The organism is Variovorax atrisoli (assembly GCF_014195185.1).
GTDB lineage: Bacteria > Pseudomonadota > Gammaproteobacteria > Burkholderiales > Burkholderiaceae_C > Variovorax > Variovorax atrisoli.
Genome location: NZ_JACIBG010000012.1, coordinates 49527 through 75059, shown reverse-complemented (window position 1 = coordinate 75059; position 25533 = coordinate 49527). Strand labels below are relative to the sequence as shown.

Genomic DNA, 25533 nt, shown 5'->3' with positions numbered 1-25533 from the left:
GGCGACGGCTCCTCAGGAGGCCGCCGCCACGCCGCTGCGTTTGTAGAACCGGGCCGCCAGCCGCTTCACCAGCAGATAGAACAGCGGCACGAAGAAGATGCCCAGCGCCGTCGCCGCCAGCACGCCGCCGAACACGCCCGTGCCGATGGCCACCTGGCTCGCCGAGCCTGCGCCGGTGGCCAGTGCCAGCGGCACCACGCCGGCCAGGAAGGCCAGCGATGTCATCAGGATCGGCCGCAGCCGCAGGCGCGCGCCTTCGGCCACTGCGTCGAGCAGCGGCATGCCCCGGCGCAGCGCCGCTTCGGCGAACTCGATGATCAGGATCGCGTTCTTCGCAGACAGTCCGATGGTCGCGAGCAGGCCGACCTGGAAGTAGATGTCGTTCGACAGGCCGCGCAGCGACGTGGCGATCACCGCGCCGAGCACGCCCAGCGGAATCACCAGCATCACCGAGAACGGCACCGACCAGCTCTCGTACAGCGCCGCCAGGCAAAGGAACACGACGAGGATCGACAGCGCGAACAGCAGCGGCGCCTGCCCGCCCGAGAGGCGCTCCTGGTATGAGAGCCCGCTCCACGCATGGCCGGTGCCGCGCTGCTTCTTCGCGATGGCTTCGACGGCCGCCATCGCCGTGCCCGAGCTCGTGCCGTGCGAGGCCGCGCCCTGGATCTGCACCGCCGGCAGGCCGTTGTAGCGCTCCAGCTGCGGCGCGCCCTGCGACCAGCGCGTGGTGGCGAAGGCCGAGAACGGCGTCATCGCGCCGGTGGAGCCACGCACGAACCACTCGCGGATGTCGTCGGGGTCGGAGCGGTAGGGCGCGTCGGCCTGCACGTACACGCGCTTGACGCGGCCGCGGTCGATGAAGTCGTTGACGTAGCTGCCGCCCCAGGCAATGCCCAGCGTGGTGTTCACGTCGTCCAGCGACAGGCGCAGCGCCGAGGCCTTGAGCTGGTCGATGTCGATCTGCAGCTGCGGCGTGCCGGCCACGCTGTTGGCGCGCACCGATTGCAGCCGCGCGTCCTTGCCCGCGTCGCGCAGCAGCGACTCGCGCGCCTGCACCAGCTTCTGCGCGCCCATGCCCGAGGTGTCCTGCAGCCAGAACTCGAAGCCGTTCGACTGCCCCAGCCCCTCGATGGGCGGCGGCACCATGCCGTAGACCTCGGCGTCGCGCTGCTGCCTGCCGAGCACGGTGCCGGCGCGCTCCACGATGGCCTGCGCGCGCTGGTCCGCATGCCCGCGCTCGGACCAGTCCTTCAGCGAGACGAAGGCCATGCCCATGTTCTGCCCCGAGCCGCCGTAGCTCCAGCCCGAGATGGTGAAGATGGTGTCGGTCGTGTCCTTCTCCGTTTCGAGGAAGTGCTTCTCGACCAGGCGGTTCACCGCGTCGGTGCGGCTGATCGTGGAGCCCGCCGGCAGCGTGAGCTGCACCATCACGCTGCCCTGGTCTTCCTCGGGCAGGAAGCCGCCGGGCAGGCTCAGGTAGAGCGCGCCCATGCCGGCCGCGATGGCCGCGTACACGACGGCGAAGCGAAGCGGCTTGCGCAGCATGCGCCCCAGCAGGCCCGCGTAGCGGCCCTGCGCCGCGTCGAAGCGGCGGTTGAAGGCGCCGAGGAATCCACGTGTGCGCGGCGCGTCGCTGGCCCGCAGGAAGCGCGCGCACAGCGCCGGGATGAGCACGATCGCCACCACCACCGACAGCACCATCGACGCGATGATCGTCACAGAGAACTGCCGGTAGATCACGCCCACCGAGCCGCCGAAGAAGGCCATCGGCAGGAACACTGCCGACACCACCACCGCGATGCCCACCAGCGCGCCGGTGATCTCCTGCATCGACTTGACGGTGGCCGCCTTCGGGTCGAGCCCTTCCTCGTGCATCACGCGCTCGACGTTCTCCACCACCACGATCGCGTCGTCCACCAGCAGGCCGATGGCCAGCACCATGCCGAAGAGCGTGAGCACGTTGATCGAATAGCCGAAGGCCGCGAGCACGCCGAAGGTGCCCAGCAGCACCACCGGCACCGTGATGGCCGGGATGACCGTGGCGCGCCAGTTCTGCAGGAACAGGTACATCACGACCACCACCAGCGCGATCGCCTCCAGCAGCGTCTTGATGACCGACCTGATCGAGATCTTCACGAAGCGCGTGGTGTCCTCCGCGTAGGCCACGCGCAGGCCGGCCGGCAGCGAAGGCTCCATCTCGGCCATGCGCGCCTTCACCGCGCTGGCCGTGGTCAGCGCGTTGGCGCCGGGCGCCAGCATGACCGCAGCGCCCGCGGCGGGATGGCCGTTCAGGCGCGTGGTCTCGGCGTACGACTCGCTGCCCATCTCCACCCGCGCCACGTCGCCCAGGCGCACCACGGCGCCGTCGGCCTGCGTCTTCAGCACGATGTCGCGGAACTGCCCGGGCGTCTGCAGCCGCGATAGCGCCGTCACCGTGGCGTTGAGCTGCTGCCTCGCGGGCGAGGGCCGCGCGCCGATCTCGCCGACCGACACCTGCGTGTTCTGCGCGGCGATGGCGGCGGTCACGTCCGAGGGCATCAACTGGTAGCTCGCGAGCCGGTGCGGGTCGAGCCAGATGCGCATCGCATACGAAGCGCCGAAGGCCTGCACCGAGCCCACGCCGTCGACGCGGCTGATGGAGTCGCGCAGGTTGCTGGCCATCCAGTCGGCCACGTCGGTGTCGGTGCGGCGGTCGGTCTCGTCGTAGAGGGCCACGATCAGCAGGAAGTTGTTCTGCGACTTCGCGACCGTCACGCCCTGCTGCTGCACCGCCTGCGGCAGCCGGCTGGTGGCCTGGCTGACCTTGTTCTGCACCTGCACCTGGGCGGTGTCGGGGTTGATGCCCTGGCGGAAGGTGACGCTGATCTCGGCCCAGCCGGCCGAGCTGCTGGTCGACTTGAAATACAGCAGCCCGTCGATGCCCTTGAGCTGCTGTTCGAGCACCTGCGTGACGCTGCTCTCCACCGCCTGCGCCGAGGCGCCCGGGTAGTTGGCCGAGACGACGACGGTGGGCGGCGCGATGTCCGGGTACTGCGACACCGGCAGCGTGCGGATGGCCACCCCGCCGGCCAGCATGACGAGGATGGCGATGACCCATGCGAACACGGGCCGCTGGATGAAGAAATTGGCGATCACTTGCGTTGTCTCAATCTGCCGATGAAGGCGACGCCGCGGCCGCTATCGGCACCGGCTTCACCTTGTCGCCAGGGTGGGCGCGCTGCAGGCCGTCGACCACGAGCCGGTCGCCTTCCTGCAGGCCGCCGGTCACGATCCACTGGTCGCCCGCCGCGCTGCGCACTTCGAGCGTGCGCAGCTCGACCTTGTCGTCCCTGCCCACCACGAGCGCGGTCGGCTCACCCTTCTCGTTGCGCGCCACGCCGCGCTGCGGCGCGAGCACGGCCTGCCGTTCAACCCCGGACTCGACCTGCGCACGCACGTACATGCCGGGCAGCAGCAGTCCCTGCGGGTTCGGAAACTCCGCGCGCAGCGTGACCGAGCCGGTGGCGGCATCGACCGCCACTTCGGCGAACTTCAGCGTGCCGGGGTGCGGGTAGGGCAGGCCGTCTTCCATGCGAAGGCTCACGCGCGTGCTCGCGGGCGCCATGTCGCCCGAGATGAAGCGGCGCTTGAGCCGCGTGAGCTCGAGGCTGGACTGCACCACGTCGACGTAGATCGGGTCGATGCGCTGGATGGTTGCCAGCGCCGTGGCCTGGCCCGGCGTCACCAGCGCGCCCTCGGTCACGCTGGAGCGGCCGATGCGGCCCGAGATGGGCGCCTCGATGCGGGTGAATTCGAGGTTGATGCGCGCGGCCTTCAGCGCCGCCTTGGCAGCCTTCACGCCGGCCTCGGCCTGCACGAGCGCGGCCTGGGCTTCCTCGTGCTCCTGCCGGCTCACCGCGTTGGCCTTCACCAGTTCGCCGAAGCGCTCGGCCTTGCCGCGCAGGCTCGCGATGCTCGCCTGGGCCGTGGCCAGCGCGGCCTGCGCCTGCTCGTGCGCCGCCTCGAAGGGGCCGGGCTCGATCTCGTACAGCACCTGGCCCGCGCGGACCATGCTGCCTTCCTCGAACAGCCGCTTGCGCACGATGCCGTTGACCTGCGGGCGCACCTCCGACACGCGGAATGCGGCCGTTCGGCCCGAGAGTTCCGTGTGCACCGGCACGTCGCTCGCGTGCATCGCCATCACGCCGACTTCGGGCGGCGCGGTGCCGGCCTCCGGGGCCTGTCTGGCGCCGCATGCGGCGAGCACGAGCAGGGAAAGAGGAAGAAGCAGGAGCTTGGAAGTCATGGTCGTCCGGAAACGCGATGCGGCGCGAGCCGGGGTCGCCCGGGTCGCGCGCCTGTATTGTTTTGCACTGTTGTGGTGCATTCTGCCTGCCGTGCTGCGTCGCAACATGAAGAAATCCTGAGGCTTCCGAGGGAGAAGCCGACGAAAAAAAGGCCCATGCGGGCGAGAGCCCGCCGCCACGTCGATCCGTGGCGGCGGGCCCTGCCGCATGGGCCGGGCGGGCTTGCTGGCCTGGGGAGCTAGCTGGCGCTTTGCTGTCGCCGTCCCAGCGCGAACACCGAGTTCGGCGCATCGACGACGAAGGGCTTGCGCGTGACGGGCTGCCCGCTGGGCGAACGCCGCACTTCGCTGCGCACCGCGGCCTGCACGCCCTTGGCCTTCTGCTCGTCGACCAGGCTCTGCAGCGAGATCGAGCGGAGGAACTCGACCGCCCGCAGGTTCACGGTGGCCCAGAGCTCGTCGATCTCGCAGCGGCCGGCTTCGTCCGGCGCGTCGGCATCGCGCCGACGGGTGGTCTCGGCATCGTGTTCCTCGATCGACAGGACGATGTCGGCCACGGAAATCTCGGCCGCCTTGCGGCTGAGCGAATACCCGCCGCCGGGGCCGCGGGTCGATTCGACCAGGCTGGCGCGGCGCAGCTTGCCGAACAGCAGTTCGAGGTACGACAGCGACACGCGCTGGCGCAGGCTGATCGAGGCCAGCGTGACGGGGCCCGATCGCCCATGAAGGGCGATGTCGATCATCGCGGTGACCGCGAAGCGGCCTTTGGTGGTGAGACGCATGGGATGTTCCTTCCGTTTCTTCCTTCGTGGGGAATCACTCGTCCCGGCCGCCGGCGATGCCCAGCAGGGCCAGCAGCGACTGGAAGACGTTGTAGATGCTGAGATACACACCCAGCGTGGCGGAGATGTAGTTGGTCTCCAGGCCGTCCTTCACGCGCTTGAGGTCGTGCAGGATGAAGGCCGAGAAGATGCCGATGGCCAGCACCGACAGCGTCATCATCAGCGCGCTCGACTTGATGAAGAAGTTGGCGATGCCCGCCACCAGCAGCAGGATGGCGCCGATGAAGAGCCACTTGCCCATGGCGGACAGGTCGCGCTTGATCACCGACGACAGCGTGGCCATGCCGAAGAAGATCGCGCCGGTGCCGGCGAAGGCCGTCATCACCAGGCTGGCGCCGTTGGCCAGGCCGAGCACGGTGCCCACCAGGCGCGACAGCATCAGGCCCATGAAGAAGGTGAAGGCCAGCAGCACCGGCACGCCGGCGGCCGATTCCTTCGTCTTCTCGATGGCGTACATGAAGCCGAAGGCGCCGCCGAGGAAGACCATCAGGCCGATGCCCGGCGACATAGCGCGCGAGAAACCGGTGGAGACGCCGATCCAGGCGCCGAGCACGGTGGGCAGCATCGACAGCGCGAGCAGCCAGTAGGTGTTGCGCAGGACGCGGTTGCGCTCCTGCGGCGAAGCGATCGGCAGCTCGATGCTGTCGTGATAGGCGGTAGGGCTGTTGTTCATTTCCTGTTGTTCCTTGAAGCTGGACCGGCGCCGGGGGCGCGCAATGGATGGCGCGCGGGAAGGGCACAGGGCCGTGAATGTGAGAGAGCGAGTGGCAGCGGTGCGATGCGGGCGCCGCCAATGGCGGCCGTGCCGGATCGCAAGGGGGCGGGAGCCATGGCGGCCCCCGGTCGCGAAGGCCTTGGAGGGCCTAGGCGACGAAGGCAGCGGCGCGGGGTGGCCGCTTGGGTCGCGCCAGGAACGGCGAGACGATGGTGGTCAGGCCGAGTTTCGGCGGCTGTTCAGTGAAGCGCAGCAGCGCGGGCGCGCCGTTGCGGGCATCGACCAGCTCGGCGTGTTCGGAGCCGGCTTCGTCGAGGGAGAGGGTGTCGTCCGAGGAATTGTCGACATCGCCTGCGGCCGGGGCCTTCTGGGCTTCGGCGGGCGCTGGAATGTCGGAGGAGGCGGAGCGGTCGGACGTGTCCGGGAAGGCGACGCTAACGATCAGCGTCTGCGTGGCCTGGGCGGTCTGCGGTTCGCTGTGCGAATGGCCGACACCGAGCATGTTGTGCGCAAGCACGGCGAAGCCGTAGCAGGACAACATGATGGCAAGAACGGTAGCGGCAAACCAGCGGGACATGTAGGGGTATTTTACCTGCCGCGCGGGAGGGTGCCCGCAGCGGCGCTTTCAACCGACCTGATCGCACGGATGTTCACTCGCCCCTCAGGCCGGCGCGGTCGTGTTTTCGCTGCCTTCGGGCTGCAGCCATTCGCTCGCATGGGCGCGCAGGGCGTCTATCTGCAGCCAGATCAGACCGAGTTCGGTGTGGAAAGTTCGCGCATGCGGATCGCCGCGTTCGCCGCTGTCGGCCGCCGCCTGCGCCAGCGCTGCGCGCGCGGCGGCTTCCGATTCGATGCGGCCTGTTACATCCACCACGCCCTTTTCCAGCCCGGCCGCCAGCGCCTCCAGCGCCGCGATCGCCCCCTCGGCCGATGCATGCAGCACCGCCATCTGGGCCGAATCGGGCACTGCGGCACGGTGTGCGCCGAGCGCCGACAGATAGCTCAGCAGCGTGTGCGAGCGGATGAGGAAGCGCAGCGCCACCCCCGCGCGCGGCCGCACGTAGCCCGGCTCGCGGAACATGTCCGACACCGCGGTGGACAGCGCCGCGTCCGCGTTGTGGTCGTTGCGCCGCGCCAGCCGGTAGTCGAGGTGGTCGCGCGCGCCGGTGCGGTACTGGCCGACGATCTGCCGCAGGTAGCCCGCATGACCGCGCATGGCGGCCGCCGCCAGCTCGTTGATGCGGCGGGCCTGCCAGTGAGGCAGCACCAGCAGCACCGCCAGCCCGGCGATCGCGCTGCCGATGGCCGTGTCGACCAGCCGCGGCACCAGCAGCACGCCGCTGTCGCCGACCTGGTTGAAGCACATCAGCACCAGCAGCGTCATGGACGCGGTGGCCAGAAGGTAGCGCGTGGCGCGGGTCGCGAAGAAAAGCACCCCGGCGATCACCGCGAGCACCGACTGCACCAGCGGCTGCGGAAAGAGCTGCAGCAGCGCCCAGCCCGCCACCACGCCCAGGGCGGTGCCGGCAATGCGCTGCCCCATGCGCGCGATGGTGTCGCCATACGTCTGCTGGCAGACGAAGAGCGTGGTCAGCAGGATCCAGTAGCCCTGCGCCGGATGGATGAGCTGCATCACCCCGTAGCCCGCCACCAGCGCGATCGACAGCCGCAGCGCATGCCGAAAGAGCGGCGATCGCACCGTGAGCTGGCGCCGCACGCGCTCGACGGCGTCGCGCCAGGAGCGCGGCGAGCGGTCGAACAGGCCCATCTCGGTACGACCCGCGCGCGCCGAGGGCTGGCTGGCCCCCGCGAGCTGTCCGTCGAGCAGCGCCAGATTGCGCGCCAGCGCCTCCACCGAGGCCAGCAGCGCCAGCCGTGCGGGCGTGCCGGCCCGCGCGCGCTCGTGCTCGATGGCGCTGCGCAGGTCGGCCAGCGCCTGCACGGTCTCCGCTCCCACCTCGAAGGGCTCGCGCCGCGCGATCGAATCGGCCAGACGCTGGCAGGCCAGCCCCTGCAGGCCGAGCACGCGCTGGCAGCGGTAGAGCAGGTCGCTGTGGAAGAAGGCGTCGGCCAGCGCGTTGTAGTCGTCGTGCGAGGAGCTGGCGCGCTCGTGCACGTCCTGCGCGATCAGGTACAGCCCCCGGTAGCGCGAGATGCGGCCGGTCGGCGCCCGCGCGCCGATGCGGCGGAAGATGCTCTCCTTGGCCGCGTTGAGCTCGGTCACCACCTCGGCGTTGAGCTGTGCGAGCGCGAGCCGCTTGCGCTCGATGTCGATGCCGCGCAGCGGCTCGAACAGCGACGCCTTGTAGCGCACATAGTTGCCCAGCACGGTGAAGAGCGTCACCAGCCGCGCCTGCACCGGCTGTGCCGGAAAGGCCGCGCACCACATCACCGAGAACACGCCGTACCAGGCCGCGCCGGCCACCAGCAGCAGGGGCTCGCGTCCGCGATGCACGACGCCGTGCTCGCCCATGTTCTCGATGCCCAGCGTGGCGTACATCGCGAGGATCAGCGTCGCATACGCGATCGCCTTGTAGCGCGCCTCCACCGCGCCGAGCATGGTGAGCCAGAAGGCCGCCAGCGCGAACCCGGCGATGAACAGCAGCGGCATGCCGAAGGCCGCCTCCACCGCGAAGGCGATGGCCGCGAAGCAGACGAGCGTCACCAGCTGCGCGCGCAGCCGGCCGCGCCAGCTGTCGTCGGTCTCGGCCAGCGCGCTGGCGATGGCGCCGAGGAAGAGGGGAATCACCGCATCGGTGTGGCCGGTCCAGGCGCAGCCCGCCATGAGACTGCCGAGGGTGAGAAGAATGCGCACGGGCTGCGCGCGCGAGGCGAAGGACCGCAGCCGCTGGCGCAGCGCGTCGGGAGACAGGGGAAGCATGATGTGCCGATCTTGCACGATGCATGCCACGGCCGTGCGGCGCGACGAGGCGCTGCGCGGCGGTCAGCGCCGGCTGTGCAGGAAGCCTTGGCGCGGCGCGATCCAGCGAACCTGCTCTTCGCCGGCTGCGGGCGCATCGGAAGCGCCCGTGAACAGAAGCCCTTCCTCGACCAGCAGGAACCGGCGCGATTGCGCATCGCCATCGCCCGGCAGCACGCGCAGCGTGGCGTCGCCGATGCGGATCTGTTCTCCAGGCGCCGGCACCGCGGCGGAGGCATCGGGCCAGAGTTCGCGCAGGGCGTCTTCCGGAGGCGCCTGCGTCGACAGAAGCCATCGCACATGCCCCGGCGCCGCAGCGGCAAGCGCCTCGGCATGCGCGCGGCTTGCGGGCGATACGTAGATCAGGGCGCAATCGCCGCCCGCCGTTCCCACGAAATAGCCGTGCACCAGCGTGTCCGATCCGTCGCCGGCTTCCCCGGTCACCCGGAGCACCCGTGCCGAAAGCCGCATCGCCAGCCCGGCCTCGTGCGCATAGCGTCCGCCGCCTTCGCCGTCCGGATCGACGAAGCCGACTTCCTCGTAAGAAGGCTCCTCCATGTTCACCGGCCGCCTTCCCTTCGGACCGTCCGCCAGCCGGGGCATCACGCGGGGAATGTGCTTGAGGCCCCGCGCATGCGCCATGAGCTCCTGCACGCTTTGGAATCGCGCGAGCTCCAGCAGGATGCGGCGCGTCACGTTCATCAGCTTGAGCCCGCGTGCCGGGTCGACCGCATCGGCGGGGCGCAGCCACATGTGCTCGACCGTCTCGCGCCCGTCGGGCCGAACGCTCTGCGCCTCGGGCATGGTGGCCAGGAAGAAGCGCGTGTCGAAGCGGCGCGGCATGCCCGGCGGCGTGAGCCAGTGCGAGAAGTACGCGAGCCGGTCGGCCGCGAGCTTCCAGCCGTGCTGCGCGCACAGCGAGAGCAGCGCGTCGGTGCCTTGCTCCGCCGCATGGCGCATCTCGGCGAGCTGGCCTGGAGGCAGTCCGTCGAGCGTCACCGGCCGTCCGGCGGAATCGGTCGCGAACAGCAGCCCGGCTTCCTCGAAGCATTCACGGATCGCCGCCGCGTAGTAGTCGAGGCCGCCATCGGGCACTTCGAGCCGCTCGCTCGCGGCACGGTCGTCGAGGCCGCTGCAGCAGCCGTGCAGGCCGCGGTCGTGCGCGTCGATCACGCCGCCCGGGAACACGCTCGCGCCGCTGTTCTGGTCGTTGGCCTTCTCGGCCCGCCGCAGCATCAGCACCTCGAGGCCGGCGTTCGCGTCGCGCAGCACGATGAGGGTCGCGGCCATGCGCACGGGGCGCGGCGAGGCGGGAGAAGAAGAAGCGTCCGTGGGGCTGGCGGTCATGCCCGCATTGTCGCGCCGGCCGCTGCTGCGAAGGTGACAGCACGGGTGCTGCGCTGTCACCCGGAAGACCGTGCGAAACACGGCGTGCGACGTACCTTCAAGCCACACCTACACATCGACTCTTGCCGAAGGACGCACCATGCATTTCGAATTCACGCCCCGGGTGATCGCGCTGCGCGAGGAACTGCTCAGGTTCATGGACGAGCACGTCTACCCCAACGAGAAGCGCCATGAGGAGGAGCTGGCCGCCAATGCCCGCGCGGGCCGGCCGTATGCCGAGCTACCGATGATGGCCGGCCTCAAGGCCAAGGCGCGCGAGCGCGGGCTGTGGAACCTCTTCCTGCCCGAGTCGGAGCACGGCCCTGGCCTCAGCAACGTCGAGTACGCGCCGCTGTGCGAGATCATGGGCCGGCGTTACTGGTGCTCGGAGATCTTCAACTGCTCCGCGCCCGACACCGGCAACATGGAAGTGCTGGCGCGCTACGGCACCAAGGCGCAGCAGGAGCGCTGGCTCAAGCCGCTGCTGGCCGGCGAGATCCGCTCGTCCTTCGCGATGACCGAGCCCGAGGTGGCCTCCAGCGACGCCACCAACATCCGCTGCAGCATCCGCCGCGAGGGCGACGAGTACGTCATCAACGGCCGCAAGTGGTACATCACCGGCGCGATGAACGAGCGCTGCGAGATCTTCGTGCTCATGGGCAAGACCGACCCCGACAACGCCGATCGCCACAGGCAGCAGTCGATGATCCTGGTGCCGAAGAACACGCCCGGCGTGACCATCGTGCGCGACATGGCGCTGCTGGGCGTGTACGACCCGCCCTTCGGCCACCCGGAGATCGTGTTCGAGAACGTGCGCGTGCCGGTGGAGAACATCCTGCTGGGCGAAGGCCGCGGCTTCGAGATCGCACAGGGCCGCCTCGGGCCCGGCCGCATCCACCACTGCATGCGCGCCATCGGCATGGCCGAGGCCGCGCTGGAGATGATGTGCCGGCGCCTGGTGTCGCGCACCGCCTTCCACAAGCCGCTGTCGGAGCAGGGCGTGTGGCGCGAACGCATCGCCGAGTCGCGCATGCTCATCGAGCAGTCGCGCTGGATGGTGCTCAACGCTGCCTACCGCATGGACACCGTGGGCAACAAGGTCGCCGCGAAGGAGATCGCGATGATCAAGGTGCTCACGCCCAACAACTGCGTGAAGGTGATCGACTGGGCCATGCAGGCCTACGGCGCCATGGGCCTGAGCCAGGACACGCTGCTCACGAACTTCTACGCCTACGAGCGGCACCTGCGCGTGGCGGACGGTCCCGACGAGGTGCATCGCAACGCGATCGCGAAGCAGGAGCTGGCGGCGTACCAGTAAGCGCTGAGAAGGCCGCCGCACGCCGGTCAGTCGCGTACTTCCAGCGTCAACGACACCTCGGCCGCGCCGCCGCGCGGCAGCGACGCGACGCCGACGGTTGTGCGGGCCGGCAGCGGTGCCTCGGGAAAGACGTGCCGCAGCAGGTCCGAGGCCGCGTCCATCACCTTCGCGTGCTCCGCGAAATCGCTGCCTGTCTGGAGGTATCCGTTCAGCGCGACAGCGCGGGCGACGCGCGAGAGGCTGCCCAGCTCTTCCCGTGCGGCGCGCAGCAGAGCGGCCACTGCAGCCACCGCCGCGCGCTGGCCGCGCTCCACGTCGTCCGGCCCCCGCAGCGGCCCGGCGATGACTTCGCCGTTCTCGCGCCCGACGACGCCGCTGGAGTGCCACAGCCCGCCCGCCTTCGAGAAGGTGGCGTAGGTTCCGGAAGGGCTGGCTCGCGCCGCTTCCGGCGGGCAGAGCACGTCCAGGCGCAGATCCTCCGGCGGTTCCTCGCAGCACTCGCCGCCGACCCGGCAGCCTTCCTGCGCCATCGCTTCCGACGGCAAGCCGACATGGATGGCGGAAGGCGAGCCCATGGCTTCGCCCTGCCGCACCGTCACCGTGAGCGCATCCGTGCCCACCAGGCCCAGGTGGCGCAGGCCCCATGCGAGTGCCGCTGCGGCGATGCCCGTGGCCGCATCTTCGGGATAGCCGGAGGACTTGGGGAACTGCCGCGCGCTGACCGTGCAGACTTCGCCTTCCCCATCCGAAAGCGCGTACGGATACAGCCCGGTCGAGCCCAGCCGCTCGCACAGCGACTCGACGCGGGCGAAATCCACGCGCAAGCCGTGGAGCCGCGTCGTATCGGGCAGCCGCACCAGCGTCTTCACGCGGCTGGTCGCGGCGTTGAGCACGGGCCCGACGACGCTTGCCGCATCGATGCCCAGGCAACGTGCGATCTCCTCGACCAGCGCCCGCTGCCTCACTTCCTCCACCACCGCGCGAGGCTGGCTGATCTGTACCGTGCCGTCGACGCGGCGGCCGGTCACGGTGCCGCTCAGCGTCTCGATGGCGATGGGCGAGCCGTCCCATTCGCCGCGCCGGTGCAGCAGCCAGAGCGCGCCGACGGTGGCGTGGCCGCACATCTCCATTTCGTGGTTGGGCACGAAGTAGCGCATGCGCAGGGCGTGCGCGGGCGTTGCGGGCTTCAGCACGAAGACCGATTCATGGCCGCTGCGCCGCGTGTATTCCTGCATCTGCGCGGTGGAGAGCGCATCGGCATCGAGCCAGACCGGTGCGGGGTTGCCGCCGATCCTCGGGTCGGACCCCACGAAGACGCGGATGTTGTGGGCGTGCGGAGGGCGGGGTGTCGTCATCGTCATTCGGCCTTCGCATTCACCGAGCGCGCGATGCCGCCCCAGAGCTGGATGTCGCTGCGGATCTGTGCCTGGAACGCATCGGGCGTCACGGTCCACGGCGTCACGCCCTTGGACTGCATGTCGGCGCGCAGGCCTGCATCGCGCATGGCGGTGTCGAGCGCGGCGCGCAGGCGCTGCACCACTGGCTGCGGCGTCGCTGCGGGTGCCATCAGGCCGTACCAGAGCTGAGGCCTGAAACCCTTGATGCCGGCCTGCTCGAAGGTCGGCAGACCCTCGAATCCGGCCGAGGGCTCGCTGATCGCCAGCGCCCGCATGCGGCCGCCACGCACCTGCGCGAGCAGGGCAGGCGGGTTGTCGAACAGCGCCTGGATCTGGCCCGCCATCAGGTCGGCCTGCGCGGGCGCCGCGCCGCGGTAGGGCACATGGGTCATCTCGATGCCGGTGCGCTGCTTGAAGAGCTCGCCCGCCAGGTGGCTCAGGCTGCCGTTGCCGATGCTGCCGTAGTTGAGCGCCTGCGGATGGGCCTTGGCGTGGTCGACGAAGCCCTTCACGTCGCGCGCTGCGAGCGAGGGCGTCACCACCAGCACGAAGGGCGTGGTGCCGATGGTGCCGATGGGCACGAGGTCCTTGACCGGGTCGTAGGGCAGCTTGGGGTAGACGGCGTCGGCGGAGGCGATGGTCGAGGTGGTGGCGGCCACCAGTGTGTAGCCGTCGGGGTTCGCCTTCGCGCCGAAGCCGGTGCCCACGGTGCCGCCGGCGCCGGAGCGGTTGTCGATGATCACCGACACGCCGAGCGCGGCCTGCAGCCGCTGCTGCACCGAGCGGAAGATGACGTCGGTGCCGCCGCCGGCGGGGAAGGGTACGATGATCGTCACCGGCTTGGCCGGGTAGGCCGTTTCCGGAGCCGACCATGAGGCGGCAGGGCCGTACAGGAGGCCGGCGGCTGCCAGCCCGAGGAGCGCGCGGCGGCGCAGTGCTTGGGGTTTCATGTTTCTTGCTAGCGGGAGTGGTGTTTCCCGATTCTGTTGAGCGTGCGCGGACGCGCGCGGCCGATTGCGACATGCACGAGTTCAAATGCGACAAGGAGTGGCCATGCACCTGAACACCCCGACCCCGGCACTGGCCCCGATGCCGCGCCAGTCGCTGTTCGTCGAGCGCCTGTCGCACCACGCCACCATGGTCGCGAACGCCCGCGAGCGCTACGCCACCGACACCCACGTGCACGACTGCGACATGCTGTTCGTGCCGCTGGCGGGACGCTTCAGCGTCGGCGACGCGCAGGGCGGCGCGCAGACCCTGGGCCCCGGCCATTTCCTCTGGTTCGCGGCCGGCAGCGCGCATTCGACCACCACGCTCACGGCAGGGCAGACGCACATCGCGGTCTATGTGGACCCCGCGCTGTGGGCCACCGCGCTGCAGGCGCAGGGCGTTTCCGCTCCATCGCAGGGCATGCGCGCCGGCAGCACGGCGCTGCGTGCGCTGTCGCAGCGCATGTTCGAGTCGGCCAAGGCCGGCACCGCGGAGAACTATGCGCTGTGCGGCGCGCTCGTCATGGAAGCTGCAAGGCTCAGCGGCCAGCCGCTGTCGGACGGCGATCCCGCATCGGCCCTGCTGGTGGCAGAACTGCTGGCAGAAACCATCGAAGCCGATCTTTCCCGGCCGCTGATGCTGGAGGCCTTCGCGCAGCAGCACCGTGTTTCGCGCCGGCAGGTGGAGCGCGTCTTCCGCGCGAAATACGGCGTGTCGCCGCTGGCCTACCTGCAGCGCCGGCGCCTGGAGCGCGCGGAGTTCCTGCTGAGGAGCACGCGCGACTCGGTGCTGTCCATCGCGCTGCAGGTGGGCTGGGAATCGGGCTCGTACCTGTCCCGGATGCTGGAGAAGACCTGGGCGAAGACCGCGACGCAGATCCGCGCCTCGGGGCCCCTCCAGGGCATGGACTGACCCAGGCCGACAACCATGCCGTCCACGGATCGCCACGGCGGGCGCGTCCGAGCATGGCGGCCCAACATGGACAAACGGTAATGAAGCAGCCGCGCCTTCTCTGATCCAATGCCGGCTAGGATGGCCCCGGCGGCACCCGCGTGAACGTGACGGCGGGGCGCCGGCCGACTCCATCGCCATGAGCATCAGAACGCAGCTTCCTCGGAAACCCTCTCTTTCATCTGTCGCTCCGTACCGGGGCGCCGCACCGGCGTGCTAGGCAGCACCGCCATGTGGCGCTGCCTCATCGTCGAGGACGACGCCGACAACGCGCGCTACATCGCCGAAGGATTCCGCTCGCTCGGCCACGTGGCGGTGATCAGCCGTGACGGCACCGACGCGCTCGCGCGCGCCACCGGCGAGCAGTGGGACATCGTCATCCTCGACCGCATGCTGCCCAACGAGGTCGACGGCCTGTCGATCCTCTCGACCATGCGCGCGCTCGGCAGGAAAACGCCGGTGCTGGTGCTCAGCGCGCTGAACGCGCTCGACGAGCGCGTGCGCGGCCTCAAGGCCGGCGGCGACGACTACCTGGCCAAGCCTTTCGCCTTTTCGGAACTCGCGGCGCGCGCCGAAGCGCTGGTGCGGCGCTCGCGCACCGGGCCCGAGATCCGCATGCTGCAGGTGGCCGACCTCACGCTCGACCTCGCGCGCCGGCATGTGGAGCGCGGGGGCCGCGCCATCGCGCTGCAGCCGCGCGAGTTCCGCCTCCTGGCCTATCTCATGATGCATCCGGGCCAGGTGGTCACCCGCACCATGCTGCTGGAGGCGGTGTGGGACTACCAGTTCGACCCGCAGACCAACGTGATCGACGTGCAGGTCAGCCGGCTGCGCGGCAAGCTCGACGCGGGCGGCGCACCCACGCTGATCCACACCGTGCGCGGCGTGGGCTACACGCTGTCGGCGCCGCAATGACGGCGGCCCTGCGCCGGCTGTGGCGCTCGGTCGGCTTCCGGCTCGCCTTCTACTACGGGCTGCTGGTGGCGATCACCATGCTGGCGGCGCTGGCCATCGTCTACATGCAGACGGTGGGCGTGCTGCAGCAGCGCATGGTGCGGCAGGTGGCCGCGAGCATGCAGCAGCTGATGGTGCGCTACGACGCGCGCGGCGCCGACGGCGTGGCCGGCGAGATCTCGAACGCGCTCTCCGACGGACGCAACTCCGACAACGAGATCTACCTGCTGACCGACCGCGAAGGCAACAAGCTCGCGGGCAACCTCGACCAGATGCCCTCGCAGGCCCCCGATGCCGGCGACGGCGTGCACCGCCGCGTGGTGCGTTCGGGGCAGACCGTCATCGCCTACCTGGTGATGCGCTCGCTGCCCGACGGCGGCATGCTGGTGGTGGGGCACGACCTGCGCGACCAGGAGTCCATCGAGTCGCTGGTGGCCAGCGCGAGCGCGGCCGCGGGCATCGTGGCGGTGCTGCTGCTGATCGGCGGGACCTTCGTCTTCCGGCAGGAGCTGGAACGCAGCGTGGGTGCGGTGCGGCGCACGGCGGTGCGCATCGCTGCGGGCGAGCTGCAGGAGCGCGTGGAGCCTTCGGGCGAGGAGGACGAGTTCGCGCTGCTGGAGCACGACATCAACGCCATGCTCGACCGCATCCAGTCGCTGATGGACGGGGTGCGCCACGTCTCCAACACCATCGCGCACAACCTGCGTACGCCCCTCACGCGCGTGCTTGTGCGGCTGCGCGCCGTGGAGGCCGGACTCGATGCCGGCGACCCCCAGCGCGATGCGGTGAGCACCGCCATCCGCGAACTGGAAGAGCTGGCCGTGGTGTTCGAGAAGCTGCTGCAGATCGCCGAGGTGGAAGCCGGCGCGCGGCGGCAGCAGTTCGCGCCGGTGGCGCTGCACGTCATCGCCGACGACGTGGCGGAACTCTACGAGGCCGTGGCCGAGGTGCGGAGCATCGCGCTGCTGCGCGAGCCCGCCGACATGGCCGTCGCGCTGGGTGACCGCGACCTGCTGGCGGGCGCTGCCGCCAACCTTCTCGACAACGCGCTCAAGTACGCAGGCACCGGCGCCACGGTGCGCATCGGAACCCACACGGTGGACGGCAGGGCGCAGCTCTTCGTGCAGGACGACGGGCCCGGCATCCCGAGGACGGAGCACGAGCGCATCGGCGTGCGCTTCCACCGGCTCGACCGCAGCGTGCCGGGCCACGGCCTCGGCCTTGCGAGCGTGCTCGCCGTGGTGGCGCTGCATGGCGGGCGGCTCGACTTCGCGGACGCGAAGCCAGGGCTGCGCGCGTGCATCGACCTGCCGATGGCGGACTGAGACCGCAAGCATTGCCGAATGGCAATGTTCTGTTCATGCACGGCGGGGCCGTGAATTCCTAGGATCGGCTGGGCGCACATCTCGTGCGGATCAACGCAGTTCCAGGAGACATCTACTTTGAGAATCAAGAGCCAGAGAGACTTCTGCTCGGGCGTGCTCTTCAGCGCCTTCGGCGTGGCCTTCGCATGGGGCGCCACGACCTACAACGTCGGCACCGGGGCACGCATGGGTCCGGGCTACTTCCCCCTGATCGTGGGCATCCTCATCGCCCTCATGGGCGTACTCATCACGCTCAAGGCGCTGGCCGTTGAGACGGAGGACGGCGAGCCCGTCGGGCGCATCGCATGGAAGCCGCTGGTCTTCATCATCGGCGCGAACCTGATGTTCGGCGTGCTGCTGGGCGGCCTGCCGAGCATCGGGCTGCCGTCGATGGGCCTCATCGTCGCCATCTACGCGCTGACCTTCATCGCCAGCCTTGCCGGGGACAACTTCGGCTGGAAGGGCGTGACCATCCTCGCGACCATCCTCGCGCTGGGCAGCTACCTGGCCTTCGTGGTCGCGCTGAAGCTGCAGTTCCAGGTGTGGCCGACCTTCATCTCGGGTTGATGCGCGAAGAAGAACAACAAGACCTGACACAAGACACATGGACCTGATTACCAATCTCTCGATCGGCTTCGGCGTCGCCTTCACGGCGCAGAACCTCGTCTATGCCTTCGTGGGCTGCCTGCTGGGCACGCTGATCGGCGTGCTGCCGGGCATCGGCCCCGTGGCGACCATCGCGATGCTGCTGCCGGCCACGTACGCGCTGCCGCCGGTGTCGGCGCTGATCATGCTCGCGGGCATCTACTACGGTGCGCAGTACGGCGGCTCGACCACCGCGATCCTTGTGAACCTGCCCGGTGAGTCTTCATCGGTGGTGACCGTCATCGACGGCTACCAGATGGCGCGCAAGGGAAGGGCAGGGCCGGCGTTGGCTGCGGCCGGCCTGGGCTCGTTCTTCGCGGGCTGCGTCGGTACGCTGATCCTGGCTGCCTTCGCGCCGCCGCTGACCGAGCTGGCCTTCAAGTTCGGCCCGGCCGAATACTTCTCGCTGATGATCCTGGGCCTGATCGGCGCGGTGGTGCTGGCCTCGGGCTCGCTGCTGAAGGCCATCACGATGATCCTGCTGGGCCTCGCGCTCGGCCTCGTGGGCACCGACGTGAACTCGGGCGTGGCGCGCTACAGCTTCGACATTCCTGAACTGACCGACGGCATCGGCTTCATCGCCATCGCCATGGGCGTGTTCGGCTACGGCGAGATCATCGCCAACCTCGCGGTGCCCGAGCACGAGCGCGAGGTGTTCACCGCCAAGGTGAAGGGCCTGTGGCCCACCAAGCAGGACTTCAAGGACATGACGCCCGCGGTGCTGCGAGGCACGGCGCTGGGCTCGGCGCTGGGCATCCTGCCCGGCGGCGGCGCGCTGCTGTCGGCCTTCGCGGCCTACACCATCGAGAAGAAGATCAAGCTCAAGCAGGGCGAGACCGACTTCGGCAAGGGCAACATCCGCGGCGTGGCGGGCCCCGAGTCGGCCAACAACGCCGGTGCGCAGACTTCCTTCATCCCGCTGCTGACGCTGGGCATCCCGCCCAACGCGGTGATGGCGCTGATGGTGGGTGCGATGACCATCCACAACATCCAGCCGGGTCCGCAGGTGATGACCAGCAACCCCGAGCTCTTCTGGGGCCTGATCGCCTCGATGTGGATCGGCAACCTGATGCTGATCGTGCTGAACCTGCCGATGATTGGCATCTGGATCAAGCTGCTGACCATTCCCTACAAGTGGCTCTTCCCGTCGATCGTGCTGTTCTGCGCGGTGGGCGTCTACTCGGAGAACAACAACACCTTCGACGTGTGGATGGTGGCCATCTTCGGCATCGTGGGCTATCTGTTCCTCAAGCTGAAGTGCGAGCCCGCGCCGCTGCTGCTGGGCTTCATCCTCGGGCCGATGATGGAAGAGAACCTGCGCCGGGCGCTCTTGCTGTCGCGCGGCGACTGGAGCGTGTTCGTGTCGCGGCCGCTGTCGGCGGGCCTGCTGGTCGCGGCCGCGCTGCTGCTGATCGTGGTGCTGCTGCCCTCGGTGAAGGCCAAGCGCGAAGAGGCCTTCGTCGAGGACTGACGACCAGGCAAGGGCAGGGGTAGGGCAGGGGAAAGGTGGCGGACCGGAACTCCGCGCGATACTTGCGGTCCCACGCTGCCGCCGCCCCCTTCCTCCGATGCCCGACGTGAGACTTCCCCGCTTTCCGATCATTCTTCGCGCGCTCGCCATGAGCGCGGCCCTTCTCGCCGCAGGCGCCCTGCACGCGCAGGCCCTGCCGCCCGGCGTGCGCCTGGGCATGTCGGCGGAGGAACTGCAGGCCGCCTTGCCTGCCGCCGAACGCGTGCAGAGGCCGCAGCGCCTGGGTGGCGGCCTCGTGGGTTCGTGGCGTGCGGCGCCCGTCGAGATGGCCGGCCTGCTGTTCGAGCCGACCTTCTTCTTCGCCGCCTCGGAGCTGCGGCGCGTCGAGTACGTGGCCTCGGCGCAATCGACGCCCGATGCCGGCGCGGCAGCCTTCGCGGCACTGGTGCAATGGGGCCGCGGCGCGTTCGGCAACGAGCTTTCGTCGCGCGACCCGGGCAGCGCGTATGCGGCATGGGTGAGCAACGACACCGACATCTACGTGCAGCAGCAGTCGGGCGACCCGCGGCGGGCGAGCGTGCGGCTGGTTTACAAGGCGCGGCAGCTGCGCGACGGCAGCGAGCTCTGAGGAAAAGGGAAGGGCTGCCAGAGCCCTTCCTTCGCGGGGCGCCTCAGCCCGCGGCGCGCCGCTCGAGCTTCTGCAGCGCCAACGTCAGTTCGTCGACATCGACCGGCTTCAGCAGGTGATGGTCGAAGCCTGCCTGCGCGATACGAAGCCGATCGTCGGGCTGGCCCCAGCCCGTGAGCGCGATCAGGCCGATGCCATGCAGCCGCGGATGCGCCCGCAGGCGGCGCGCCAGCTCGCAGCCATCCATGCCGGGCATGCCGATGTCGAGGATGGCGAGCGACGGATCGAAGAGTTCGGCCTTCGCCAGCGCGTCCGGGCCATTGAACGCCACCGCGACCTTCGCGCCGAGCAGCCCCAGCAGCGTCTCCAGCGATTCGGCCGCATCGCGGTTGTCGTCCACCACCAGGATGCGATGGTTCACCGCCATCGCGGCTTCGGGCGTCGTCGACTCCGTACTGGTTCGCGCGCCGTGGCCGAGCAGGGGCAGGGACACGGTGAACTCGCTCCCGCGATCCGCCCCCTCGCTCCTGGCGCTGACCGTGCCGCCGTGCAGTTCCACGATGCTCTTCACCAGCGTGAGCCCGATGCCCAGCCCGCCCTGCGCTGCGCGCGCGGTGCCGCTGACCTGCACGAACATGTCGAAGATCGCGTCCAGCATGGCGGCCGGGATGCCGGTGCCGCTGTCCTTCACGCGCACCACCGCATGGCCGTGGCCGTCGTGCTCCAGGAAGACGTCGATGCGTCCGCCCTCGGGCGTGTACTTGGCGGCGTTGTTCAGCAGGTTCGAGAACACCTGGGTGAGGCGCACGCCGTCGCCTTTCACCGCCAGCGAGGCGTCGGCGATGTGCAGCCCGAGGGTGTGGCGGCCGGCGTCCATCAGGGGTCGGCTGAGCTCCACCGCGCCGCGGATCACCTTTTCCAGCGCGAGCTCGTCCAGCTGGAGTTCGATCTTGCCGCGCGTGATGCGCGAGACCTCCATCAGGTCGTTCACCAGCCGCACCATATGGTCGAGCTGGCGGCCCATGAGTTCGTAGTAGGGCAGTGCGGCTTCCGACGTCAGCGGCTTGCGCTTGAGGATGGCCAGCGCGGTGCTCAGCGGCGCCATCGGGTTGCGCAGTTCGTGCGCCAGGGTGGCCAGGAACTCGGTCTTGCGCCTGTCTGCCTCGTTGAGCTCGTCCAGCATGCGGCGCAGTTCGTACTGCCGGCGGCGCGCACGCAGCGCGCTGCGCAACGCGCTGACCAGCGAGGCCACGCGCAGCGGACGCTCCAGCACGGTGACGTTGGCCATTCCTTCCATCGCGGTGGAGATGGCGCGCGAGTCGGCGCCCTGCCGCGCGAGTATCAGCACCGGCAGGTCGGACCACGGGGGCTGGGCCGCCACGGCCGCGGCGAGTTCGGCGGCGCCGCTGCCCGAGAGCAGTTCCTCGGACACCAGCAGCGCGCCGGCGCCCTCGGCCATTTCTCGCAGCACCTCGGGAAGATCGGCGCAGGTACGGGCCTCGATGCCGGCGCGCTCGAGCACGACCGCCGTCATCGCGGCGTCCTTCGCGGTCGCAGGTCTCATCAGCACGCGCAACTGCGGATCTCGCAGCTGCGGCAGCTGGATCGTCAGGCTCTCGGTCACGGCGGGGGTGTGGCGGGGCCGTCGATCGGCACCGGCACGCCGGTCAGGATGCCTCTGAAGCGGCGCAGCGGATCGCCCACGTGCAGGCCGTGCTGGTCCATCGAGAAAGCGCGGATGGAGCGCTCGTGCACGCCGCCGCGTTTCTTGAGCACCGAGATGGCCTGCCGCACTTCCCCTTCGGCCTCGTAGTAGCGCAGCAGCACCACCGCGTCGGCAAGGTAGCTGGCGTCCACCGCCGTCTGCATCTGCGCGCCGATGAGCCCGTGCTGCGCGCCGACCAGCAGCGTCGCCACGCCGGACTGCCCGAGGTAGGTGAGCAGCTCGTGCAGCTGCACGATGAGAAAGCGCTCGTCGGGCATCGCGTTGAGGTAGCCGTTCAGGCTGTCGATCACGATCACTTTCGCGCCGTGCTGGGTCACCGCCTGGCGGATCTCGTGCACCAGCTCGCCGGGCGACAGTTCGGCCGGGTCGACCTGCTTGAGGCGGATGAGGCCCGATCGGAGATGTGGCTCCAGCTTCATGCCCAGGCCGTTGCAGCGCGTGCGCAGGGTGTTGACACTCTCGTCGAAGATGAAGAGGCCCGAAGCCTCGCCGCGCTCGGCCGCCGCGACGGCGAACTGCACCGCGACCGACGACTTGCCCGTGCCCGGCGCGCCGATGAACAGGGTGCTGGTGCCCTTCTCGAGACCGCCGCCCAGCAGCGCATCGAGCGCCTCCAGGCCGCTGGGCAGCTTGGTCAGCGCGGTGTCGTTGAGGTGTTCGGCCGCCACCAGGCGCGGAAACACCTGCAGGCCGCCGCGGCCGATCTTGTAGTCGTGGTAGCCGCCGCGAAACGATTGGCCGCGGTACTTCACGACCAGCAGGCGGCGGCGGGCGGCGCCGTAGTCGGAGTTCGACTGCTCCAGCCGCACCACCGCGTGCGCGATGCTCTGAACCTGCAGGTCGTGCTCGGTGGCGGTCATGTCGTCCAGCAGCAGCACCGTGCACTGGCGCCCTGCGAAGAACTGCTTGAGCGCCAGGATCTGCCGGCGGTAGCGCAGCGAGGTGCCCGAAAGCAGCCGCAGCTCGGAGAGCGAATCGAACACGATGCGCGAAGGCTTGATGGCCTCCACGTCGCGCAGCAGGCGCAGCGTGGTTTCGCTCAGCTCCACCTCCGAGGGGTGGAACATGGTGTACTGCTCCTCGGGCTGCAGGCTGTCCTGGGTGGGCAGCATCTCGCGCACGTGGACGTTGGAAATGTCCCAGCCGTGCGAGACGGCGACGCCGCGCAGTTCGTGCTCGGTCTCCGACAGAGTCACGTACAGCACGGACTCGCCGCGCGCCACGCCTTCGAGCAGGAACTGCATCGCGATGGTGGTCTTCCCGGCACCTGGCGTGCCTTCGAAAAGATAAAGCCGGTTCGGCTCGAGGCCGCCGCCGAGCACGTCGTTCAGGCCCGGCACGCCCATGCTTAGCAGCCGCTGGTCATGAGGCTCCATGTCGCTTCTCCGCGAATGAGTAAGGTCACGGGCGAATTCAAGCACCCCGGCCGGGGGCGGCTTGCAGGACGGCACCGCATGGCGCTCCCATGCGTTCGACTATGGCTGTTGTCCTGCAAGGGGGAGCGGATTCGTCCGGCCGGTCCGGCAAGGCAGGCGGAGAAACTCCATTTCCGGCCACCGAAGCGGGCACGCGGCGGCCATTGCAGCCGCGGCCCCTCACTCAGCCATCAACCGGTCAACCAATTTCTTGCTCTTCAGGAGAAGACAATGCGCGAAGACACCGAGATCCGCATTCCAAGGGACGATGAACGGATCGACGTCACCGACCTCAAGGAGGTCGACTACTGGACCCAATGGTTCGGTGTGAGCGAGGAGCGCCTGCGCACCGCCGTGGCCTCCGCCGGCACTGTGAAGGACGACCTGCGGGTCTATCTCGGCCTTCCTTGACTTGATACCGCTGCTTCGGGGCAGGCGCGCGGCCGGCCCGCAGCCGGCCCGATCGCTCAGGCGGCGGTAAGCATGCCCCGTTCCTCGATGAACGCGACCACGTCGGCCACGCCCGAGAGCGTCTTGAGGTTCGTCATCACGTAGGGCCGCTGGCGGCGCATGCGCTGCGTGTCCTGCTCCATCACGTCGAGGTTGGCGCCCACGTAGGGCGCGAGGTCGGTCTTGTTGATCACGAAGAGGTCGCTCTTGGTGATGCCCGGGCCGCCCTTGCGCGGGATCTTCTCGCCGGCCGCCACGTCGATCACATAGATAGTGAGATCCGACAGCTCGGGGCTGAAGGTGGCCGCGAGGTTGTCGCCGCCCGACTCGACGAACACCACGTCGGCGTCCGGAAAGTCTTCAAGCATGCGGTCGATGGCCTCGAGGTTGATCGAGGCGTCTTCGCGGATCGCAGTGTGCGGGCAGCCGCCCGTCTCCACGCCCATGATGCGCTCGGCCGGCAGCGCGCCGGCCACCGTCAGCAGGCGCTGGTCTTCCTTGGTGTAGATGTCGTTGGTGATGGCGATCAGGTCGTACTTGTCGCGCATGGCCTTGCACAGCATCTCCAGCAGCGTGGTCTTGCCCGAGCCGACCGGGCCGCCGATGCCCACGCGCAGCGGCGGAAGTCTCTTGGTGCGGTTGGGAATGTGGTGCAGGGCGGAGGTCATGGCAGTGGTGTCCGGTTCAGCTTCTGAAAAGGCGGGAATATTGTGTTTCATGGCGGGCCGACAGCACCGCCAGCGAGGGCGCGAAGGCCTGGCGCTCGTCGTCGCCCAGGGCCATGGCGCGGGTCACGGCATCGGGAATCTCCTGCGCCAGCCGCCCCAGGATGCGCTGGCCCGCGCTCTGGCCCAGCGGCACGGCCTTGACGGCGGCGGCGACCATGTTCTCGGCCCAGCCGAAGGCGAAGGCCAGGCAGCCGTCGTGCACCGTGGCGCCCGCGCGGCTGGCGGCGAAGGCGAAGGCGACGGGATAGCTCGCATCCATGCCGGCGAAGACTTCCGCCGTGTCGGCATGGTGCAGCTTCAGCCATTCGACGAAGGAGCGGCCCATCTGCTCGGTCTGCAGCAGGAACTCGGCCGATTCGCGGGTGGCCATCACCCAGCGGTTGAGCTCGCTGATGCGCGGCAGGTCGCCGGCGCTCCATGCCGCGATGGCCTGGGCGAAGACGGCGAGGTCGCCGCGGGCGAAGCTCAGGTGCAGCTGGTCGGACAGCCACTCGGCCGCGCGCGCTTCGGAATCGATGCCGGCCCACTCGACGGCGGCTTCGACGCCCTCGGAGTAGGAGAAGCCGCCGACCGGCAGCGCGGGAGACGCGAGCCAGATCAGCTGCAGCAGGCTTTGGGCGGACACTTCGGTGGGAGCGGTGGCGTCAGTGGGAATGGCCGTGGTGTCCGTGGCCGTGATCGTGACCGTGCGAATGGCCGTGGTCGTCCAGCAGCTCCGGCGCGAGCACCAAAGGCTTCGGGCCACTGCCGTGGTCGTGCGAGTGGCCGTGGTCGTGGCCGTGGTCGTGCGAATGCCCGTGGTCGTGGCTGTGGTCGTGCGAATGCCCGTGGTCGTGGCTGTGGCCGTGACCGCCGCCGTGCGAATGCTCGTGCGACCCGTACGCGCCGCCCTCGGGTTCGAAGGCTTCCTCCGCCGCCACGACGATCAGGTGCATCGAGCGCAGCATGTCGGCCAGCACGTGGTCGGGCTCGATCTTCAGGTGGTCGGGCTTCAGCTCGATCGGCACGTGCCGGTTGCCCAGGTGGTAGGCCGCACGCGTCAGGTCGAAGGGCGTGCCGTGGGCGGTGCAGTGCGTGATGCGAAGCACGGGCTGCGGCGCGGCGATCACGCGCACCAGCGAGCCGTCTTCGGCCACCAGCACGTCGCCGCCGCGCACCAGCGTGCCGCGCGGCAGGAACACGCCGATCTGGCGGCCCTGCGAATCGGTGGCGTCGAAGCGGCTCTTCTGGCGGATGTCCCAGTCGAGTTCGATGGTGGCGGCACGCTTGAGCAGCACGGGCGCAAGGCCACGGCCCTGGGGCATGAGTTTGTTGGCGGTGAGCATGGTGCAAATGGAGCGCCCCG

The 25533-nt window shown here is 69.5% G+C and carries 22 protein-coding genes; 8 read left to right on the top strand and 14 right to left on the bottom strand.

Annotation, left to right across the window (positions count from 1 at the left end; genetic code table 11):
* Positions 1 to 12: 12 nt before the first annotated feature.
* The 7 genes from FHY06_RS31610 to FHY06_RS31580 all read right to left on the bottom strand — a co-directional run bounded on the left by FHY06_RS31610 (position 13) and on the right by FHY06_RS31580 (position 10112).
* Positions 13 to 3138, bottom strand: a complete 3126-nt coding sequence (locus FHY06_RS31610) for an efflux RND transporter permease subunit (protein ID WP_026346571.1) — start codon at positions 3136 to 3138, stop codon at positions 13 to 15.
* Between the two features lie 10 nt (positions 3139 to 3148).
* Positions 3149 to 4288, bottom strand: a complete 1140-nt coding sequence (locus tag FHY06_RS31605; protein WP_184607391.1) for an efflux RND transporter periplasmic adaptor subunit — start codon at positions 4286 to 4288, stop codon at positions 3149 to 3151.
* A 239-nt stretch (positions 4289 to 4527) separates the two neighbouring features.
* Positions 4528 to 5070 carry an Rrf2 family transcriptional regulator gene (locus tag FHY06_RS31600; protein ID WP_019656494.1) on the bottom strand — a complete coding sequence of 181 codons (543 nt, stop codon included), beginning with the start codon at positions 5068 to 5070 and terminating at the stop codon, positions 4528 to 4530.
* Positions 5071 to 5104: 34 nt separating this feature from the next.
* Complete coding sequence (locus tag FHY06_RS31595; RefSeq protein ID WP_019656495.1) at positions 5105 to 5803, bottom strand: Bax inhibitor-1/YccA family protein; 699 nt, start codon at positions 5801 to 5803, stop codon at positions 5105 to 5107.
* A 190-nt stretch (positions 5804 to 5993) separates the two neighbouring features.
* Entirely contained in the window at positions 5994 to 6422 is a 429-nt protein-coding gene (locus tag FHY06_RS31590; protein ID WP_244164373.1) for a hypothetical protein, read from the bottom strand.
* A gap of 84 nt (positions 6423 to 6506) precedes the next feature.
* Positions 6507 to 8726 carry a YccS family putative transporter gene (gene yccS / locus FHY06_RS31585; RefSeq protein WP_184607390.1) on the bottom strand — a complete coding sequence of 740 codons (2220 nt, stop codon included), beginning with the start codon at positions 8724 to 8726 and terminating at the stop codon, positions 6507 to 6509.
* Positions 8727 to 8789: 63 nt separating this feature from the next.
* Positions 8790 to 10112 (bottom strand): NUDIX hydrolase, encoded by a 1323-nt coding sequence (locus FHY06_RS31580; RefSeq protein WP_184607389.1) that lies wholly within the window; start codon positions 10110 to 10112, stop codon positions 8790 to 8792.
* 139 nt (positions 10113 to 10251) lie between these two features.
* On the opposite strand from FHY06_RS31580, the gene FHY06_RS31575 reads away from it, so the two are divergent.
* Positions 10252 to 11469, top strand: a complete 1218-nt coding sequence (locus FHY06_RS31575; protein WP_019656499.1) for an acyl-CoA dehydrogenase family protein — start codon at positions 10252 to 10254, stop codon at positions 11467 to 11469.
* A 26-nt stretch (positions 11470 to 11495) separates the two neighbouring features.
* On the opposite strand, the gene FHY06_RS31570 is transcribed toward FHY06_RS31575, so the two are convergent.
* Both FHY06_RS31570 and FHY06_RS31565 read right to left on the bottom strand, forming a co-directional pair.
* Positions 11496 to 12824, bottom strand: coding sequence for a PhzF family phenazine biosynthesis isomerase (locus FHY06_RS31570; RefSeq protein WP_157773772.1), 1329 nt, complete (start codon positions 12822 to 12824; stop codon positions 11496 to 11498).
* A gap of 2 nt (positions 12825 to 12826) precedes the next feature.
* On the bottom strand, positions 12827 to 13816 hold the full coding sequence (locus FHY06_RS31565) for a Bug family tripartite tricarboxylate transporter substrate binding protein (protein ID WP_019656501.1): 990 nt from the start codon (positions 13814 to 13816) through the stop codon (positions 12827 to 12829).
* 103 nt (positions 13817 to 13919) lie between these two features.
* Between FHY06_RS31565 and FHY06_RS31560 the strand changes: the two genes are divergently transcribed.
* The 6 genes from FHY06_RS31560 to FHY06_RS31535 all read left to right on the top strand — a co-directional run bounded on the left by FHY06_RS31560 (position 13920) and on the right by FHY06_RS31535 (position 19869).
* Positions 13920 to 14768, top strand: coding sequence for an AraC family transcriptional regulator (locus tag FHY06_RS31560; RefSeq protein WP_184607388.1), 849 nt, complete (start codon positions 13920 to 13922; stop codon positions 14766 to 14768).
* 270 nt (positions 14769 to 15038) lie between these two features.
* Positions 15039 to 15722 carry a response regulator transcription factor gene (locus FHY06_RS31555; protein WP_020723231.1) on the top strand — a complete coding sequence of 228 codons (684 nt, stop codon included), beginning with the start codon at positions 15039 to 15041 and terminating at the stop codon, positions 15720 to 15722.
* Entirely contained in the window at positions 15719 to 17086 is a 1368-nt protein-coding gene (locus FHY06_RS31550) for a sensor histidine kinase (RefSeq protein WP_019656504.1), read from the top strand. Before FHY06_RS31555 ends, FHY06_RS31550 begins: the two co-directional genes overlap by 4 nt.
* A 117-nt stretch (positions 17087 to 17203) precedes the next feature.
* Positions 17204 to 17692 carry a tripartite tricarboxylate transporter TctB family protein gene (locus FHY06_RS31545; protein WP_019656505.1) on the top strand — a complete coding sequence of 163 codons (489 nt, stop codon included), beginning with the start codon at positions 17204 to 17206 and terminating at the stop codon, positions 17690 to 17692.
* Between the two features lie 37 nt (positions 17693 to 17729).
* Complete coding sequence (locus FHY06_RS31540; RefSeq protein ID WP_019656506.1) at positions 17730 to 19241, top strand: tripartite tricarboxylate transporter permease; 1512 nt, start codon at positions 17730 to 17732, stop codon at positions 19239 to 19241.
* A 148-nt stretch (positions 19242 to 19389) separates the two neighbouring features.
* Positions 19390 to 19869, top strand: a complete 480-nt coding sequence (locus tag FHY06_RS31535; protein ID WP_244164374.1) for a hypothetical protein — start codon at positions 19390 to 19392, stop codon at positions 19867 to 19869.
* A 43-nt stretch (positions 19870 to 19912) separates the two neighbouring features.
* On the opposite strand, the gene FHY06_RS31530 is transcribed toward FHY06_RS31535, so the two are convergent.
* Both FHY06_RS31530 and FHY06_RS31525 read right to left on the bottom strand, forming a co-directional pair.
* On the bottom strand, positions 19913 to 21493 hold the full coding sequence (locus tag FHY06_RS31530; RefSeq protein ID WP_019656508.1) for a hybrid sensor histidine kinase/response regulator: 1581 nt from the start codon (positions 21491 to 21493) through the stop codon (positions 19913 to 19915).
* The gene (locus FHY06_RS31525) at positions 21490 to 22971 is read right to left on the bottom strand and encodes an ATPase domain-containing protein (RefSeq protein WP_019656509.1); all 1482 of its coding nucleotides are present in this window, start codon (positions 22969 to 22971) and stop codon (positions 21490 to 21492) included. The genes FHY06_RS31530 and FHY06_RS31525 overlap by 4 nt, the downstream gene beginning before the upstream one ends.
* A 270-nt stretch (positions 22972 to 23241) precedes the next feature.
* Between FHY06_RS31525 and FHY06_RS31520 the strand changes: the two genes are divergently transcribed.
* On the top strand, positions 23242 to 23421 hold the full coding sequence (locus tag FHY06_RS31520; protein WP_019656510.1) for a DUF3606 domain-containing protein: 180 nt from the start codon (positions 23242 to 23244) through the stop codon (positions 23419 to 23421).
* A gap of 56 nt (positions 23422 to 23477) precedes the next feature.
* Here the strand turns inward: FHY06_RS31520 and ureG are convergent, their stop codons facing one another.
* From ureG to ureE, 3 genes are read right to left on the bottom strand one after another with little or no spacing between them, the layout of a single operon-like run.
* Entirely contained in the window at positions 23478 to 24128 is a 651-nt protein-coding gene (ureG, locus tag FHY06_RS31515; protein ID WP_019656511.1) for an urease accessory protein UreG, read from the bottom strand.
* A gap of 16 nt (positions 24129 to 24144) precedes the next feature.
* Positions 24145 to 24813 carry an urease accessory protein UreF gene (locus FHY06_RS31510; protein WP_019656512.1) on the bottom strand — a complete coding sequence of 223 codons (669 nt, stop codon included), beginning with the start codon at positions 24811 to 24813 and terminating at the stop codon, positions 24145 to 24147.
* Positions 24814 to 24832: 19 nt separating this feature from the next.
* Positions 24833 to 25513 (bottom strand): urease accessory protein UreE, encoded by a 681-nt coding sequence (gene ureE, locus FHY06_RS31505; RefSeq protein WP_184607387.1) that lies wholly within the window; start codon positions 25511 to 25513, stop codon positions 24833 to 24835.
* Between the last annotated feature and the right edge of the window lie 20 nt (positions 25514 to 25533).

Bases quoted from the DNA above. Each gene is read 5' to 3' on its own strand.
- FHY06_RS31605 (WP_184607391.1), bottom strand. From the start codon at position 4,288: ATGACTTCCAAGCTCCTGCTTCTTCCTCTTTCCCTGCTCGTGCTCGCC.
- FHY06_RS31520 (WP_019656510.1), top strand. From the start codon at position 23,242: ATGCGCGAAGACACCGAGATCCGCATTCCAAGGGACGATGAACGGATC.
- yccS (WP_184607390.1), bottom strand. From the start codon at position 8,726: ATGCTTCCCCTGTCTCCCGACGCGCTGCGCCAGCGGCTGCGGTCCTTC.
- FHY06_RS31555 (WP_020723231.1), top strand. From the start codon at position 15,039: ATGTGGCGCTGCCTCATCGTCGAGGACGACGCCGACAACGCGCGCTAC.
- FHY06_RS31540 (WP_019656506.1), top strand. From the start codon at position 17,730: ATGGACCTGATTACCAATCTCTCGATCGGCTTCGGCGTCGCCTTCACG.
- FHY06_RS31600 (WP_019656494.1), bottom strand. From the start codon at position 5,070: ATGCGTCTCACCACCAAAGGCCGCTTCGCGGTCACCGCGATGATCGAC.
- FHY06_RS31525 (WP_019656509.1), bottom strand. From the start codon at position 22,971: ATGGAGCCTCATGACCAGCGGCTGCTAAGCATGGGCGTGCCGGGCCTG.
- FHY06_RS31535 (WP_244164374.1), top strand. From the start codon at position 19,390: ATGAGCGCGGCCCTTCTCGCCGCAGGCGCCCTGCACGCGCAGGCCCTG.
- FHY06_RS31550 (WP_019656504.1), top strand. From the start codon at position 15,719: ATGACGGCGGCCCTGCGCCGGCTGTGGCGCTCGGTCGGCTTCCGGCTC.
- ureE (WP_184607387.1), bottom strand. From the start codon at position 25,513: ATGCTCACCGCCAACAAACTCATGCCCCAGGGCCGTGGCCTTGCGCCC.
- FHY06_RS31575 (WP_019656499.1), top strand. From the start codon at position 10,252: ATGCATTTCGAATTCACGCCCCGGGTGATCGCGCTGCGCGAGGAACTG.
- FHY06_RS31570 (WP_157773772.1), bottom strand. From the start codon at position 12,824: ATGACGACACCCCGCCCTCCGCACGCCCACAACATCCGCGTCTTCGTG.
- FHY06_RS31595 (WP_019656495.1), bottom strand. From the start codon at position 5,803: ATGAACAACAGCCCTACCGCCTATCACGACAGCATCGAGCTGCCGATC.
- FHY06_RS31560 (WP_184607388.1), top strand. From the start codon at position 13,920: ATGCACCTGAACACCCCGACCCCGGCACTGGCCCCGATGCCGCGCCAG.
- FHY06_RS31580 (WP_184607389.1), bottom strand. From the start codon at position 10,112: ATGACCGCCAGCCCCACGGACGCTTCTTCTTCTCCCGCCTCGCCGCGC.
- ureG (WP_019656511.1), bottom strand. From the start codon at position 24,128: ATGACCTCCGCCCTGCACCACATTCCCAACCGCACCAAGAGACTTCCG.
- FHY06_RS31590 (WP_244164373.1), bottom strand. From the start codon at position 6,422: ATGTCCCGCTGGTTTGCCGCTACCGTTCTTGCCATCATGTTGTCCTGC.
- FHY06_RS31565 (WP_019656501.1), bottom strand. From the start codon at position 13,816: ATGAAACCCCAAGCACTGCGCCGCCGCGCGCTCCTCGGGCTGGCAGCC.